Raw genomic sequence first — 16,075 nt, forward strand, 5'->3', positions numbered from 1 at the left:
GAGGACACGTAGATGCAGCCAGAAAACGATTACCCCATCTTCCTGGGCTCCGAAATTGAGCAACCCAAGCCCGAGGACGCCTTCTTTCATATCATCCCCATCCCCTATGAGGAGACTGTTTCCTACGGTGGCGGCACTGGCAAGGGCCCGGCCTCCATCCTCGAGGCCTCCTGGCAGCTGGAAACTTTCGACAACTTCTCCTCACCCTGCGAGCTAGGTATCTACACCCGCCCGCCGGTTGAAATGGGTGGTGCCGCAGAACAGGTAATGGACAATATCGCCGCAGCCACCAAAGAGGTGCTGGCACTGAGTAAGATGCCCGTGGGCATCGGCGGCGAACACTCGGTGACCTGGGGCATTATCAAAGGCCTGCTGGATGCCGGTGAAACCGACTTCGGTGTGGTTCAGATCGACGCCCATGCCGACCTGCGCGACCGCTATGAAGGCCACAAGCACAGTCACGCCAGTGTGATGCGCCTGGTGGTAGAGGCCGGTGTGCCCCTGTTCCAGCTGGGGATTCGCGCCTACTGCGAAGAAGAGATGCAAGCGCGCAAGGATTACAACGTCGGCTATCTGGACGCCCATCAGCTAGTGCCCAACAACGTGCAGGAATTCCAGCTGCCGGAAAACTTCCCCAAGAAAGTCTTCTTTACTCTGGATGTGGATGGCATGGACCCTTCGGTGTTTCCCTCTACCGGCACTCCAGTACCCGGCGGTCTGGGCTGGTACCAGACCCTCAACCTGTTCGAATCCGTGGCGCGTCAACGCCAGATTATCGGTTTTGACGTACTGGAATTCGCGCCGATTGACGGCTTCCACGCCTATGATTTCGCCGCTGCCCAGCTGATGTACAAACTGATGGGGATTATTCAGCGCAACCGCTGAGGCAGCCTCGCTTTCCAGCACTTTGACAATTCTTAACCAATTAACCTGTCATTGCTGTCAGATTAAGGGTTAGTATGTCGATGTGAGTAATCACTTCGCTGGAGAGACCGTGAATAAGCTGAATATCGTTCTTGGCGCCAGTGCCTTCATTGCACTGGCGGCTTTTGCCTTTAGTCCATCTGCAGACGCCCGTGGCTACGATCGCTGGGGGGAGCACCGCCATCATCATCGCCACGGTCACTACCATGGCGGCAGCCGCATTTCCATTGGCTTTGTCGCCCCGATACTACCCACCAATCATGTACGGGTTGCCGTTGGCGGGCGTCCCTATTACTACCACGGCGGACACTTCTACCGTCATGGCCCAAGGGGTTACGTCGTCGTGAATGCGCCGCTGGGCGCTTCAGTGGTAACACTGCCAAGCCGAGCCGTGCCGGTACAAGTGGGCGGTGTCACTTACTACCAGTATGCCGATGCCTATTACCAGTGGGTACCGGCTACCCGCACTTATGTGGTAGTAGCGCCTCCAGCACCGGTAGCGGTCGTTCCAGCTCCGGCACCAGTGGTTACGGTTCCAGCACCAGTCGCTGCAACTCCGGCGCCTGCACAAGCTCCAACCACGGCACCGGCGACAGTCCCCGCAACACCAGATCCTGGCCCAGAAGGTTTCCAGCCCGGTCAGGTCTTAGAGACGCTGCCCAAAGGCTACGCGGCTGAAGTGATCAATGGTATCCAGTACTACCGCTATGGCGGCAACTACTTCATGCCGACCCAACGCGATGGCCAGGAAGTCTATGTGGTGGTCAAGCTGTAAGCGCCGCCGCACTTTCCAGCCCGTGAAAGCGGGCAAACTGACCCAAGGCCCGGTGAAAGCTCGCCTCCAGCGAGACACCGGGCTTTTCCAACCAGTGCAGAGTCTCGATACGCAGTGCTCCCGCATCCCGATCGGCCTTCAAGTCCACCAACCCCACAAAACGATCGCCGTATAAAATCGGCAGACAGAAGTAGCCATAGCGGCGCTTGGCTGCAGGGACATAGCACTCCAACTGGTATTCAAGTTCAAATAGCCGGCTCAGGCGCTTGCGCTGTAGTATCAGTGGATCGAAAGGCGATAACAGCCGCATCTTGCGCGCTGGCCGCGCCGGACTCTGCTCCAGCTGCTCTGTCAGCATCAACTCTTTGCCATGAGAAGTCAGCTCACCAGTGGCAAGCATATTTTCGATGGCCCGTTGAATCAGGGGCTTGTCTTCACGACGTAGATAGGCGACTTCCTCAGGGCGGCCAATGCCCTGGCAACCGAGAAAAGTGCGTACCAGGTGACTGCCGTATTCCAGTTCGGTAGCGGCGCTGATCGACGTATTTGCCGGCAATACCCGCTCGGGGAGATCAAAGACCTTTTGAAAACCCACTCGGTGGCTGACCATCAGCTCACCCTCGTGAAATAGCTGCTCCAGCGCTTTCTTTTCATCGGACCACTCCCACCAACCGCTTTTGGTGCGTACGAAATCACTGGCCCGCAATGGTCCCTCAGCGCCTACCCGATCCAGCACATAGCGGCACAGTTTGGCATTCTTCTCATACCAGTGGCGTTGCCCAGCGCGGATACGATCCATACGCACCCGAGCATAGGGGTAGTGTTCCATCGACATATAGGCGGCAGCGTGGGACCAGTATTCAAAAATTTCGCGGCGCTGTTCTGCTTCGGCTAAGTCTGGCTCACGGTAACGGGGCAGACGGTTGTACAGCTGGTGGTGGTGCGCACGGGTAATGCGCTGGATGGCATCCAGTTGCAGCGCGCCGAGATGGGCTATTAAGGCGGGGAGCCCCTCCTTCCAGGGACTGTGGATAAACTGACGCTCCAGCACCAGTGCGCGGACCTGTTGCTCTGACAGCATGGTGTCACCCTCCTTGTATTTGCTGAGCAGCAGTTACCAGTCAGGTTTCAGAGACTGGCACCTAGCGATCTACTCGCCCTGATAATATTCCGGTGCCAGGTTATCGAAGCGCGTATATTTGCCGATAAATGCCGCGCGACAGGTGCCTATCTCACCGTTACGCTGTTTGCCAATAATCAGCTCTGCCAGCCCCTTGTCTGGGCTGTCCTCGTTGTAGTACTCATCGCGATAGATAAACAAAATCACATCGGCATCCTGCTCGATCGCCCCGGATTCCCGCAGGTCCGAGTTCATCGGCCGCTTATTGGGGCGCTGCTCCACACCGCGGTTGAGCTGCGACAGGGCGACTACCGGGCAGTCGTACTCTTTCGCCAATGCCTTGAGAGAGCGCGAGATTTCGGAAATTTCCTGGGTGCGGCCCTCGGTAGAGCCCTTCACCTGCATCAGCTGCAGGTAGTCCACCATAATCATCGCCGGCAGGCTTTTGGCCTCGGCATCCTCGCGACTCATACGAGGATTTTCGCGCATCAACTTATTGGTGTGATCGCGCACGGTGCGCTTGGTGCGCGCGCGCACCTCACTGGGGCTGAGCGCAGGCGTATCGTCGATATACAGGGCTTTGCCCTTCATTTTTTGTACGGCGCTGGAAAGTTTGGGCCAATCCTCTTCCTGCAGCTTGCCGTTGCGGATACGGCCCTGGTCGATACGACCGATTGAAGACAACATCCGCATTACCAGGCTGTCAGACGGCATTTCCATACTGAAGACCAGGGTCGGGCGCTCTTGGCTGAGCATGGCACTCTCGATAAAATTCAGTGCCAGCGCGGTCTTGCCCATGGAAGGACGTGCTGCAAGGATTACCAGCTCGCCCGGCTGCCAGCCGGAGGTGCGCTGATCCAATTCGGTCAGGCCGGTACTGAGGCCGGTGATATCGCCTTCAGTTTTAAACAGCTCATCGATACGCTCGACGGTTTTCTTCAGCAGGCTATCCACACCGACGAAACCGCCCTCTTTGGCGCGTCCCTCGGCAATTTCCGCCACACGGCGCTCAGCCATCTGCAGCAGATCGGCGGAGGCCAGGCCACCGGGATTGAAACTGGTACGGCTGATTTCACCGGCGGCGGCAATCAGCTGGCGCAACATGGAGCGCTCGCGCACTATCTTGGCATAGGCGACAATATTCGCCGCGGAGGGAGTGTTCTCGGCCAGTTCCGCCAGATAGGCCGGACCGCCCACCTCGCCAAGGAGGTCGCGACTGGCGAGGCCTTCGGCGAGAGTAACGATATCCAGCGGCTGCTCACCATTGCTCAGCTCGCCCATTACCGCGAAGATCTTGCGGTGGCTGGCGGTAAAGAAGTCCTCTTCACTCAGCTGCTCGGCAACCGCATCGATGCGGCCCGGATCCAACATCAGGCCCCCCAGCACCGATTGCTCCGCCTCTACCGAGTGTGGCAGCGGTGAACTCTCTTCACTGTGGATTTCTTCTTCGGGGGTAGCGTATTCGTCGATCATGGGACTTTACTGGATACCAGAAACAAAACAGGCGCTGACCCGGTAGGGTGCAGCGCCCGATTGTAGCGCGGCTGGCGCCTGTGGCACCAACTGCTTGTCGGCAAAACCTTACTCGGCTTCGATAACGACTTTAACTACAGCAGTCACGTCGGAGTGCAGCTGTACGTCTACTTCGTACTCGCCCACTTCGCGCAGAGCGCCTTCCGGCAGCTTCACTTCAGCCTTGGCTACTTCAACACCGCCAGCAGTAATTGCGTCTGCGATATCGCGAGTGCCGATAGAACCGAACAACTTGCCTTCGTCACCAGCGTTGGCAGCAATGGTTACAACCAGGTCGGCCAGCTTGGTAGCGCGGCTCTCAGCTTCTGCCATTTTGGCAGCTGCAGCGGCTTCCAGTTCAGCGCGCTTGGCTTCGAACTCAGCAACATTGGCTGCGGTAGCCGGAATTGCCTTACCAGTCGGCAGCAGGAAGTTGCGGCCGAAACCGGCTTTAACTTCAACGCGATCACCCACGTTGCCCAGTTTGCCTACTTTATCGAGCAGAATAACTTCCATCTCGGTTTCCTCAATTTCTGTATTGTGCAGAGCGCGCCTACTTTGCGGAGCGCCCGCGAATATCTATCCAGCTATCTACCAGAGCCAAACCACACAGGAATCCAGCCAGGGGCAAGCCACCAATCACCAGCATCACGTACATCGCCACCAGGGGACCAATCCCCCAACCGCGACTGGCGACCAGCCAGTGAATAAGGGCGATACCTGCAACCACCATGGGGAAGGCGATTACTGCACCCCAGAAGGCGTAACCCGGGGTCACCAGGCTCACCACCCACAGCAGCATACTCAGTGCCGCCAGCCATACCGGCATACGCAACTGATGAAACTCCTGGCGGAAACCGCCGGGGTTATACAGTAGCGCCTGCCAGTAGCGCCCCAGAACCAAAGCCAGTGTGGCGCTCATCGCCGATATCAGGCTCAGATATCCAGTGATCTGCAATTCGCCTGAGAACACCTGCTTCAGTTCTTCCATCGGAACCGTATTGGGCTGCTCTGCCGCTCTTTCGAGCGCTTGCATAAAGCCCTGGAGCAAACCGCCGCTGAAGGCAGAGGTGAGCAAAATACCCACCGCCGAGGCCGCTGTTACAGTGAACAATGCGGCGACCCATGAACGGCTACTGCGCAGTGCCACGGCGCCGCAGAACACTGCGGCAAAGTGGCCGGCGGAAATACCGGTCACCAGTGGTAGTACATGACCGCTCATGCCCATAACAACGATCGGCAACAGTGCCCAGGCCAAAACCATCAGGCCTTCACTGCTGCCGCGGCGCAAACTCACTAGAGCGAGGATTGCCGGGCTTATCAGCGGTATCCCCACCATGGTGAGGATCACCGCCCGCACGCGCCCGCGCATAATAAACTCAGCTACGGCGCGCATAGTTAGATAGCTTCTCTATTAATGAGTCTAAGCAAACTGCGGCTTAGGCTTCGTGGCTGTCCGTGTACGGCAGCAGGGCCAGGTAACGCGCGCGCTTGACCGCAGAGGCCAGCTGACGCTGATACTTGGCTTTGGTACCGGTGATACGGCTTGGAACAATCTTGCCAGTCTCAGAGATGTAGGCTTTCAGGGTATCGAGATCTTTGTAGTCGATACGCTTAACACCTTCGGCGGTGAAACGGCAGAACTTGCGACGACGGAAAAAACGTGCCATCTGATAATCCCCTTACTCTTCGCTTTCAGCGTTATCGGAAGAAGCTTCTGCGGCGTCAGAAGAGGACTGCTCTTCTTCGGCGCGCTCGCGACGCTCGGTGCGCTCTGCACGGGCAGCTTTGCGCTCACGGCTTTCTTTTTCCGCTTTCATGATCGGGCTCTCGTCGGTGATCGCCTCGTCTTCACGGATTACCAGATTACGGATAACCGCATCGTTGTAACGGAAGTTGGTGGTCAGCTCTTCCAGAGCTTCTTCGGTGCACTCAACATTCATCAGAATGTAGTGGGCTTTGTGGATCTTGTTGATCGGGTAAGCCAGACGGCGACGGCCCCAGTCTTCCAGACGGTGTACTTCACCGCCAGTGTCCTTGATGGCAGCGGTATAACGCTCCACCATGCCGGGTACCTGCTCGCTCTGGTCCGGGTGAACCAGGAATACAATTTCGTAATGACGCATTTTAGCTCCTTACGGGTTAATCAGCCTTCCGGACAGTCCGGTAAGGCAAGGAGTACAACGGGCGCGGATAGACCGAGCCCATTGCGGGCGGCGTATTCTAGGCAGTTGCGGGATTGCTTGCAAGTTGATCAATTATTTGTGGGCTGTGTCTTCTCCAGCGCGGGGACAAGTGAACTAATTATTCCAACTGCTCCCTCAGAGACCACCCGTTCCACCCTGGGCCTTAGCCCAGCGAAACCCTGTCTTTGTGTAGATTCAGCCACTGAACTGCGCGTTCTGGTCATGGGTTTGTGGCGGCGAGCTGGCATATAGTGCCTCCCTCTGTAGGGAGAAGTACCATGCCCCAAGAAACGCACAACCTTAGTTTTGGCGCCTTCCAGGTGCCCGTCACCACCGTTCACAACGGCGAAGGCCCACTAGTCCTGGTGATTCCCGCCATGGGCGTTCCCGCCAATCGCTACCATCTTTTGTTGAAGGAATTACAGCGACTCGGCTACAGCACCGCCATCACCGAACTGCCGGGAACCGGCGAAAGCCTGCCGAGACCTAACCGCAATGCCGACTACGGCTACGATGACCTGGTATTTGCCTTTATCCCGCAACTACTGGCACTGCTGGAAGAGTCCTTCCCCGCAGGCCCGGCCCTGATTCTCGGCCACAGTATCGGCGGCCAAACTAGCACTCTCGCGGCCCGTGCCGGCCTGACCGGCAATGCCAGGGTTGTCACCATCGCCTCCGGCCATGTAGACCACCGCAGCTGGAGCGGACTGCACAGGTACGCCATTTTACTTTTTGCCTCAATAGTGAGTGTCACGTCGAGTCTGCTTGGCTATTTCCCTGGCGCACGCATGGGTTTTGGCTGGCGTGAAGCGCGCAAACTGATGAAAGACTGGGCCCGTTCTATTTTCAGTGGGCGCTTCGCTCCAGAAAAACGCTTTGGAAAACACAAGCCCAACAACCAACCCACTCTTCATATCGCCCTGGCCGGAGATCCCTTTGCACCAGTAAAGGCTGCGCGCAAACTGGCTGCTATCGTAGATGGCGAGACCCGTGAGATGGCCGCTACCTATCCGAAAGGCAACCCCCACCTAAGCTGGATCAAAAATCCACGCCCGATTATCGCCGAAGTGGACAGCTGGTTGACTCAACACCAAGCCGGCTCTTACTGAGGGGATACAGGTCTTGGCGCCATCCAAAGTGTGGCGCCGAGGCAGCTGAACTCTTCAGGTATTCAACCCCCAGTTTTTTCGACTCTTTCTTATTTTCCAGCGCAGTACTCCCCCCATACACAGTAACGCCTTCTCTGTTCACTTCCGTTTTTGACCAGAACTTAGAAAAGGCTCGAAGTAATTTTCTACCCCAGTTACTCGATGAATAAATCATCTCATGGGGAAATTTGATGGCTATTAATTACTTCGAACAATTCAACGCTTTACATGAAGGCAGCCAACTCTTAGTCCTTCCGAATATCTGGGATGCCGCTAGCGCACAGCTCTGCCAAGCAGCCGGCGCTCCCGCCTTAGCTACCAGTAGCGCCGCTGTGGCTTGGTCACTGGGTTATGCCGATGGCAGCAGCATGCCAATATCGGAACACCTGAGCGCAGTTAAGCGCATTTTGCGGGTTTCCCGCGTCCCGATATCCATTGATATTGAGGATGGCTACAGCTCTGATCCCAGTCAAGTCGCCGAGCTAGTTAAAACTTTATGTGATCTTGGCATAGTCGGTATCAATATCGAAGATGGCAGGGAAAGCCCACAACTACTGTGTGAAAAAATCCTGGCTATTCGCTCCACGTTAAAGGCGCGACCCTTTTTTATTAATGCGCGAACCGATATTTACCTAAACAGTACGGAGAACAGCCAGGATTCACTGAAACAGGTGATGCAAAGGTTGTCCGATTATCAGGATGCCGGTGCCAGCGGAGGATTTATTCCTGGTTTAACCTCTCTGGCGGACGCACAAAAGCTAACACAAGAAATCAGTATGCCACTCAATTTAATGCTGCTAGCCCGTATGGAAGAGCCCGCCCATTTCTGGAGAGCCGGAATTCGTAGGCTAAGCTGGGGACCTGCTTTATTTCAATCGAGTTATGCGCTTTATAGCAACATGGCCAATAAGTTATTCCAAGGAAAACATCCAAAACAAATCTTTGAACACAGTCTGGACTATAACTATCTAAATAACCTGGGCGCCAATATCCAATAAAAAAGATCAATAATCTCGAAAAGGAATAACTTAAACTTCTCAATACTCATTATAAATTTACAGATGCGCTTGGGGGAGCCATCCTTGCCCCCAAGCGATTTAATAGTTCAGCTATCAAAAACTATAACCAACCCCTAAACTATATTCACTTTTGTCGTAAGTATAGAATTCCCGATTCTCCTCATTTTCAATATATTGGTACTTCCCATTAACATGGAGATTAGGGGTAATACGAAGCTTTGCTCCTAACCAGGATCTCATTCGATCAGATTCTCTAAAATAGAGATCCACATCACCTTGGCTATCGGTAATACGATTGCTCTCGTTATAGAGGCTACTGCGATACTCCACCCCTGTGGATATATTCCACCTTGGTGAAGGTATCCAAACCAGGGTGCCTCCAAGAGTATGACGAGCGGGTGAGTAGCTATAGTAATCCCCCTCTGCTTTCTCCTGCCCTTCACGATCGTTGTAATCGAATCGATAAAACAACTTCGCCTCGGTCGAAAATAATGAACGCTGCCAACTCAAGTCAAAGTACTGACGCCAGCCATCCAAATAAGCATAATCCTCGCCACCAAAGTAGTAACCTGGGCTATAGGAAAAAACAATTCTGGAGCGCCCCCAATTCCCTGAAACTTTACCCAACAGCCGTGCTTGCTGTGTGACAGGCTCCCCCCCCAAGGTCACCATTTCGACGGCAAATCCCATCTCTGCAGTCCAACCAAACAGGCGGCGATCATGGAATAATCCCGCCCTGGCGCTGGCTAGATCGAGATTGTCATATTCCTTGTATTTGCGCCCAAATCCGTAACCTTGCACCCGCCAGCCACTCCCAGCAGTTCCCTTGAGGCGGTATTGACCCCAGGCAAACAACTCGGCGTAATTGTCATCCCCAATCGAGGCTTCTTCCAGTAGTTCATTTTGCAACGCATAGGCATTGTCATCATTGCCCACCGTCAGGCTGACAGTGGCCAGCCAGGGTTTCTCACGCTCGCCGCGATGATCCTCTGCCAATAAGCGCAGACGGCGCGCAGCCATGTCCCGCAGCTTTTCTGTAGCCGCCCCTGCTCGCACAATACGGTAATGTTTAAGTGCGACCAATTCTCGATCACTTCGCTCTGCGGCAATGGCCAAGTTATAACGGGCCAAATCCTTCCAGCGGGCATTATTCAGGAGGCCGAGAAAATATATCGTGGCCTCCGAATAACGCTCTAGTTTCATCAAGGTAACGCCAATGTTATACCTGAGCTTTGCAGAGTTATTGCCAGACTCACGCTCAATTTCAAAGTACTTAAGCGCCCTACGGTATTTTCCCTGCTTGAAAGCCTCCGTAGCCTCACTGAAGAACTCTGCAGCTATTGATACTGGTGATATCAACACCAACAGCGTAATTAGCACTATTCCGATTCGCCCATTTCGCACTGTGGATTACCTCTAAACATTCCCTGTCATAAATTTTGCAATGCCAATTAATTAGGCATCTGGCCCATCGGGTAAATTGTCCTGAGCCTGCTCAAACATTCCATCAAGCTCCATAGAAATCTGGTCGCGAATATCCGCAGGTAGACTAGAAAGAATATCCTGCATCACTTGCTCGATAACGCCTTGTATATCTGCACCGTTCATCGCACTCTTAACGGCCTCTTCGATACTTTCCCTGGCTACTTCAGCGGTGCGCAGAGCTTCCTCCCTGGCCGCTTCTGCTGAGAGACGCGCATTGGCAATCAACTCCTGGTGGCGTGTGAGGGCCTCACGCATCCTTGCTTCAATTTCCTCATTATGTTCAGCGCCCTGCCCAGTAGCCGCTACTGCTTCCATTACCGCCGCGATGGTTTCCTCAGCCACCTCCTGCATATCCGGCGGAAGCTCTATGTTGTTCACCACATCTTGCGCATCCTGCCCCTCCTCAACCACAGTGAGAGTGACATCCAGGTCTTCTGGTGCCTCCTGCGCCAATAAAGGGCCGCTATACATAACTGCTGCAGCGACACCCGCCGCCAATAATCCCTGTTTCCACATCGCTTGGTTACCTCTAGGTTGTGACAAAAATTGCTATCGAACCCTACATTGCGGCCGGCTTCACAAGTGCGTTAATCGTTGACGCAGTCGCTTGCTCACCCCACCGTATTCCACTTCGATCAATATCTCCCCCGTGCTATTTTCACCGAGGATTTTCACCGGCAACGACAAGCGATTACTTCCTGCAGCAATATCCGTTTGCCACTGCAACACCTGACTGCTCGCATAACCATCAAGTTGCATATTTTCCGGTAAGACGACCCTGATTAGTGCCCCCGGCATCCGGCGACTGCTGTGCAGTAAAAGGTGCACTGGCCGCCTGATAGTGCCTTCGACATCTTGCTGCGTATAACCAGCCCCAACATCCATCGGGGTATCTTTTAAGAATGTCAGTATCACTCCCAATGTCACGACCACGAAGAAACCCGCAGCTACAGCCAACTGTCCCACTCGCCGATATTCGTCAAAAAATAATTTTGATAAAGAAGACGATTGACTGCTTTCCTGCCCAGCGAAGACAGACTTTAAGATACGCTCTTCCAAGTCATCGCCAGGGTTCTCAACCGGCAGGGCGCGGAGCTGGTGACGTAACAACATCTCACTGGAAAAATCTTCAGCGTCATATTTCAGCATTGGCTTTTCCTCTAATTACTAACACGGATGACCCTCGCTAATAGTTCCCTCACTGAGCAATTTTTTTAATTTTTTATGGGCGCGATGTAGGCGTGATTTCACCGTGCCCACACTTATGCCCAAAATATCTGCCACCTCTAGTAGGGAGTACCCCTCTACATCGTGCAGCAATACCGTATCGCGCCAGTTGACCTCTAGTTTCGATAGCGTCTGCAGTAAAATGCGCTGCATTTCCACCTGAGAAGAAAGTCCCTTCTCTGGCGTGCCGCTTGCCACCGTCTCCCAATCAACCTCTTCATCAATGGGGGAGCTTCGGCGTCGGCGGTAAAGATCCACATAGCGGTGATAGAGCACCTTGATTAACCAGGGACCTAAGCGCTGAATTTTTTCCAGTGCTACAGATCGCGTCAGCAGGCTTGCCAAAACATCCTGTACCAGGTCCTCAGCCTCCTCGCGATTCCCTGTCCAGCGAAAGGCCATACGATAAAGTTGGCGAATATGTGGATGTATCAACTCAGCAAAACGAGCATTACGCGATCGTCGTCGCAGTAATTTTTGGGGCCAGGCGTACAAACCGCTACTCCCGGATATCAAAGGAAAGTTACCCGCAAATTTTTCACCCGCGGCATGAAATAGAAAGCTGCACAGTAAAAATGCTGTGTGGCAGTGGAAAAAATCTAGCAGTGAATAGTGGAAATAGAGGGGAAAAAGAGGTTTGCGTGTGAAGTGCTACGCCGAGATACTGCAAGTCCCGGCATCAGTAATCACCAGGACTTACAGATCAAAAAAAAAGGAATAAATCAGGCGCTGCGCTGACGCACCGCTTCAAATAGACAAACACCGGTGGCAACAGACACATTCAGGCTGCTGACTTCACCGGCCATCGGAATTTTAATTAAATGATCACAGTGCTCCCGGGTTAATCGGCGCAGGCCACTGCCTTCGGCACCCATCACTAAAGCCATAGGACCCGTCAACTGAGACTGGTAGACATCCTGAGCAGCCTCTCCTGCCGCACCAAAAATCCACACTCCAGCCTGCTGTAACTGCTGTAGGGTACGCGCGAGGTTGGTCACCGTAACAAAGGGTAAAACCTCAGCCGCACCACAGGCCACCTTGCGGGCTGTCGGGGTCAAACCTGCGGATTTATCCTTGGGCGCAATCACCGCGTGCACACCGGCAGCCTCCGCTGAGCGCAAGCAGGCACCCAAATTATGGGGATCGGTCACGCCATCCAGGACCAAGAGAAATGGCGCCTCACCTTTCTGGTCCAGCTTTTCGAGCATGCCAAATAGAAATTTCTCATCCAGAACCTGGGTTTTACTCGCACAAAGAGCAATTACCCCCTGGTGATTAGCGCCCTCTTCCACCTTATCATCCAAAGTGCGACGGTCGACAAAACGCAGTGCGATATCATTTTTTTCCGCCTGCTGAATAATTTTTTGCAAGCGCTGGTCTTTGCGCCCACGCAATAGCATCAACTCCTGCACATTTTGTGGGGAACCCTTTAACAAAGCCTGCACCGCGTGCAGGCCATATACCAATTCTTGGCTCAACTTATGCCTCGATTACTTTTTCTTTTTACTGGTAGAAGAAGCTTTCTTCTTCTTTTTAACTTTGCCGCTACGCGTTTTGGCCTTTTCTGCTTTCTGTGCAGCCTTGCGCGCAGCTACCGCTGGGCGTTTACCGCCTTTGCGCGTGGGAGTGCGCTTGCTTCCGCGACGCTTTGCCGGCGCCTCAGTTTTTTGCTTGTCGGCATCCTCGCTTGATTTTTTCTTGCTCGTACTGGGCTTATCCTCCGTCAGCTCTCCCACAGGTACCGCTTCTTTGGAGCCGACCTTACGTTTGCGAATAGGCGCTACTTCCGCTGAGGTTTCTGCGCGCTTTCCCCAGGGGCTGGCATGTGATTTACGGCTGCTGTCTTTTTTCTGCTTGCTGCGTCGCTCCCGCTCCAATTGATGCTCTACAGCCATTTCCATCGCGCGGGCACTGACCTTAGTCGTTTCTTTCTTAGCACGGGAGGCCTTTTGACGCGGCACCAATTCCTCGAGAATAAAGTCTACTTTGCGCTCTTCAAGATCGACCCGCGCCACCTGAACGCTAACTGAGTCACCTAGATGGTAGCGTTTGCCACTGCGTTCGCCGATTAAACGCTGGTGCGCCTGCTCAAAGCGGTAATAATCTTTTGGCAGCGCGGTCACGTGGATCAACCCCTCAACAAAAAGATCATTGAGCTCGACAAATAAGCCAAACCCCGTTACCGCACTAATTACGCCGGAATAAACTTCACCCACATGATCCTGCAAATATTCGCACTTGAGCCAGCTAACCACATCGCGGGTAGCATCGTCTGCACGGCGTTCAGTCATGGAACACTGTTCGCCGAGCTGTAACATCGCCGGCATATCGTAGGGCAGTATCTGCTGTCGATCGATGGGCCTGGCACCCGGCACGCTGTATACCTTCTGCACCACTGCCGCTTCATTGGCACTACCATTGCGAATTAGCCAGCGCAGGGCACGGTGCAACAGCAAATCGGGATAGCGGCGAATGGGTGAGGTGAAATGGGCATAAGCGCGATAATCCAAGCCAAAGTGGCCGCGATTTTCCGGTTGATAGACCGCCTGATTCATGGAACGCAGTAACATCACTTGAATTATATGGGCATCCGCACGGCCCTCGACCTGCTCCAGTAACGCCTGAAAATCCGCAGGCTGTGGCTCGGAGCCACCGGGCAGTCGCAATCCCAGCTCAGCGAGGTACTCGCGCAAGTTGCTGAGTTTTTCTTCTTTCGGGGCATCGTGCACGCGATAGAGAGCCGGTAATTCCGACAGTTCCATTAAATCCGCCGCACAAACATTGGCCGCCAACATACACTCTTCGATCAGTTTGTGCGCATCATTGCGGGTAACCGGCACTATGCGCTCAATTTTGCGTTCGCTGTCAAACAGAATACGAGTTTCGGTGGTTTCAAAATCTATCGCCCCACGCCGATCCCGGGCACTGCGCAACGCCAGGTACAAATCGTGCAAATTATCCAGATGTGGAACCAGTGCGGCGAACTGCTTACGCAAACCACTATCGCGATTGTCCCGTTCTTCTAATACCTGCCCTACCTGGGTATAAGTCAGACGCGCATGACTGCGCATCAAACCTTCAAAGAAACGGTAATCGGTAATTTCACCGCTGCGATCAATGTGCATCTCGCACACCATACACAAGCGGTCTACCTCCGGATTTAATGAGCAGAGCCCATTAGACAATTTCTCCGGCAGCATAGGCACGACAAAGTCGGGAAAATAAACCGAGTTGCCACGGCTGTGAGCCTCCTCATCAAGCACCGAGCCGGGGCGCACATAGTGAGACACATCGGCAATGGCTACCAGCAGCTTCCAACTGTTGTCAGGCAAAAGCTCACAGTAAACTGCATCATCAAAATCGCGGGCATCCTCACCATCAATAGTGACCAGGGGTAATTGGCGCAAGTCAACCCGCGCTTTTTTATCCTCTTCCAGCACTTCATTGGCAATGGCATCCACTTCCTCCTGTAAGGCGGCGGGCCAGATATGGGGGATGCCATAGTTACGGATCGCGACATCGATCTCCATGCCCGGTGCCAAATGGTCGCCGAGCACTTCCAGCACTTCCCCCTGGGGTACGCGGTCACGCCCAGGTTGTGTGACAATTTTTACCACGACATATTGGCCGTGTTCGGCACCGGCGGCATCTTCTGCCGCTACCATCACATCGAGGTTCACGCGGGGGTTATCGGGCCGCACAAAACAGATACCATTTTCCCGGTAAAGGCGCCCAGCCAGCTGTTCGGTATTGTGCTTGATTACCCGAACCACGGCACCTTCACGCTTGCCGCGAAAGCCGCCGGGAGTCTCCCGCACCAGCACCTCATCGCCATCAAAGACTTTGCGCATTTGTCGATGGGACAAAAATAAATCGCCGTCACCATCCGTGGGCACAACGAAACCAAAACCGTCGCGGTGGCCAATAACACGGCCACGAACCAGGCTCATTTTGTCCAGCACACCAAAATCACCGGAGCGATTGCTGGCAATCTGGCCATCTCGGGACATGGCGATTAGGCGTCGGCGCACCCCTTCACGCCGGTCTTCATCCTCTAATTCAAGAAGGTTGGCAACAAATTCCCAGGGCACCGGTTCCGCCTGCTGCTCCAAAAGTTGCAACAAATATTCTCGGCTGGGGATAGGCTTTTCATATTTTTCCGCCTCTCGCTGGGCATGAGGGTCAGCGTTGAGGGGGCCTGAAGTATTTTTGTGTGTCAAAACAGCATCCGTTGTTGAGATAACCGCCCATTGAGGCGGCTTCCGGAGGTTATCCGGTCAAAGGCAGGCGGCGGAGGTAGAGAGTTGTTGTTCAATGTTTCGCCGCTGTTGAACGCATTATAAGCGATTTCAGCACATTTCCAGACCTTTGGGTAAAATGTTGAAATAAGCGCTAAGAAACCGTTGACACTCCCCCTGCAGATCTCTATAGTTCGCGTCCTCAACGGAGCACACGTTGATTTGCCCAGGTGGCGGAATTGGTAGACGCGCTAGCTTCAGGTGCTAGTGACCTAACGGTCGTGGAGGTTCAAGTCCTCTCCTGGGCACCAATTCCAAAAAGGCTGACTCGAAAGAGTCGGCCTTTTTTCGTTTCGGCTTATGTAAATCTTACCCACGAAAAGTCCCCGAGATATTTCCAATACAAACGCCCATAAAAAAACCGGCCACTGGGGCCGGTTC

The 16,075-nt window shown here is 54.0% G+C and carries 16 protein-coding genes and 1 tRNA gene; 5 read left to right on the forward strand and 12 right to left on the reverse strand.

Annotated elements, in window-relative coordinates; all coding sequences use genetic code 11:
* The first annotated feature begins 12 nt into the window (after positions 1–12).
* Together speB and ACJJH9_RS18515 are read left to right on the forward strand one after the other, a co-directional pair.
* Complete coding sequence (gene speB / locus ACJJH9_RS18510) at positions 13–885, forward strand: agmatinase (RefSeq protein WP_444923633.1); 873 nt, start codon at positions 13–15, stop codon at positions 883–885.
* Between the two features lie 109 nt (positions 886–994).
* Positions 995–1,699 carry a DUF6515 family protein gene (locus tag ACJJH9_RS18515; protein ID WP_444903680.1) on the forward strand — a complete coding sequence of 235 codons (705 nt, stop codon included), beginning with the start codon at positions 995–997 and terminating at the stop codon, positions 1,697–1,699.
* Here the strand turns inward: ACJJH9_RS18515 and ACJJH9_RS18520 are convergent.
* From ACJJH9_RS18520 to rpsF, 6 genes are all read right to left on the reverse strand, one after another.
* Positions 1,689–2,780 (reverse strand): winged helix-turn-helix domain-containing protein, encoded by a 1,092-nt coding sequence (locus ACJJH9_RS18520; protein WP_444923634.1) that lies wholly within the window; start codon positions 2,778–2,780, stop codon positions 1,689–1,691. The two genes, ACJJH9_RS18515 and ACJJH9_RS18520, sit on opposite strands and share 11 nt — an antisense overlap.
* 69 nt (positions 2,781–2,849) lie before the next feature.
* Entirely contained in the window at positions 2,850–4,292 is a 1,443-nt protein-coding gene (gene dnaB / locus ACJJH9_RS18525; protein ID WP_252084252.1) for a replicative DNA helicase, read from the reverse strand.
* Positions 4,293–4,400: 108 nt separating this feature from the next.
* Positions 4,401–4,847 carry a 50S ribosomal protein L9 gene (rplI, locus tag ACJJH9_RS18530; RefSeq protein ID WP_152450807.1) on the reverse strand — a complete coding sequence of 149 codons (447 nt, stop codon included), beginning with the start codon at positions 4,845–4,847 and terminating at the stop codon, positions 4,401–4,403.
* 37 nt (positions 4,848–4,884) lie between these two features.
* Positions 4,885–5,727 (reverse strand): hypothetical protein, encoded by an 843-nt coding sequence (locus ACJJH9_RS18535; RefSeq protein ID WP_444903678.1) that lies wholly within the window; start codon positions 5,725–5,727, stop codon positions 4,885–4,887.
* 43 nt (positions 5,728–5,770) lie between these two features.
* On the reverse strand, positions 5,771–6,001 hold the full coding sequence (gene rpsR / locus ACJJH9_RS18540; RefSeq protein WP_108731487.1) for a 30S ribosomal protein S18: 231 nt from the start codon (positions 5,999–6,001) through the stop codon (positions 5,771–5,773).
* Positions 6,002–6,013: 12 nt separating this feature from the next.
* Complete coding sequence (gene rpsF / locus ACJJH9_RS18545; protein ID WP_252084250.1) at positions 6,014–6,457, reverse strand: 30S ribosomal protein S6; 444 nt, start codon at positions 6,455–6,457, stop codon at positions 6,014–6,016.
* Positions 6,458–6,795: 338 nt separating this feature from the next.
* Here rpsF and ACJJH9_RS18550 point away from each other — a divergent pair, with 338 nt between their 5' ends.
* Both ACJJH9_RS18550 and ACJJH9_RS18555 read left to right on the forward strand, forming a co-directional pair.
* Entirely contained in the window at positions 6,796–7,626 is an 831-nt protein-coding gene (locus ACJJH9_RS18550) for an alpha/beta fold hydrolase (protein WP_444903677.1), read from the forward strand.
* A gap of 230 nt (positions 7,627–7,856) precedes the next feature.
* On the forward strand, positions 7,857–8,663 hold the full coding sequence (locus ACJJH9_RS18555; protein WP_444923635.1) for an isocitrate lyase/PEP mutase family protein: 807 nt from the start codon (positions 7,857–7,859) through the stop codon (positions 8,661–8,663).
* 114 nt (positions 8,664–8,777) lie between these two features.
* Here ACJJH9_RS18555 and ACJJH9_RS18560 read toward each other — a convergent pair whose 3' ends face one another.
* From ACJJH9_RS18560 to rnr, 6 genes are all read right to left on the reverse strand, one after another.
* Positions 8,778–10,088: a tetratricopeptide repeat protein gene (locus tag ACJJH9_RS18560; protein ID WP_444923636.1), complete on the reverse strand. Its 1,311-nt coding sequence runs from the start codon at positions 10,086–10,088 to the stop codon at positions 8,778–8,780.
* Positions 10,089–10,139: 51 nt separating this feature from the next.
* Entirely contained in the window at positions 10,140–10,685 is a 546-nt protein-coding gene (locus tag ACJJH9_RS18565) for a hypothetical protein (protein WP_444883543.1), read from the reverse strand.
* Positions 10,686–10,745: 60 nt separating this feature from the next.
* Complete coding sequence (locus ACJJH9_RS18570) at positions 10,746–11,318, reverse strand: hypothetical protein (protein ID WP_444903674.1); 573 nt, start codon at positions 11,316–11,318, stop codon at positions 10,746–10,748.
* An 18-nt stretch (positions 11,319–11,336) separates the two neighbouring features.
* On the reverse strand, positions 11,337–11,891 hold the full coding sequence (locus ACJJH9_RS18575; protein ID WP_444923637.1) for an RNA polymerase sigma factor: 555 nt from the start codon (positions 11,889–11,891) through the stop codon (positions 11,337–11,339).
* A 227-nt stretch (positions 11,892–12,118) separates the two neighbouring features.
* Positions 12,119–12,874 (reverse strand): 23S rRNA (guanosine(2251)-2'-O)-methyltransferase RlmB, encoded by a 756-nt coding sequence (rlmB, locus tag ACJJH9_RS18580; RefSeq protein ID WP_444923638.1) that lies wholly within the window; start codon positions 12,872–12,874, stop codon positions 12,119–12,121.
* A 12-nt stretch (positions 12,875–12,886) separates the two neighbouring features.
* The gene (gene rnr, locus ACJJH9_RS18585; protein WP_444923639.1) at positions 12,887–15,616 is read right to left on the reverse strand and encodes a ribonuclease R; all 2,730 of its coding nucleotides are present in this window, start codon (positions 15,614–15,616) and stop codon (positions 12,887–12,889) included.
* Between the two features lie 242 nt (positions 15,617–15,858).
* Here rnr and ACJJH9_RS18590 point away from each other — a divergent pair.
* Positions 15,859–15,945: transfer RNA gene (locus ACJJH9_RS18590), tRNA-Leu, on the forward strand.
* Positions 15,946–16,075 lie beyond the last annotated feature (130 nt).

This window comes from Microbulbifer mixtoriginis (SeqCode) (genome assembly GCF_052466715.1).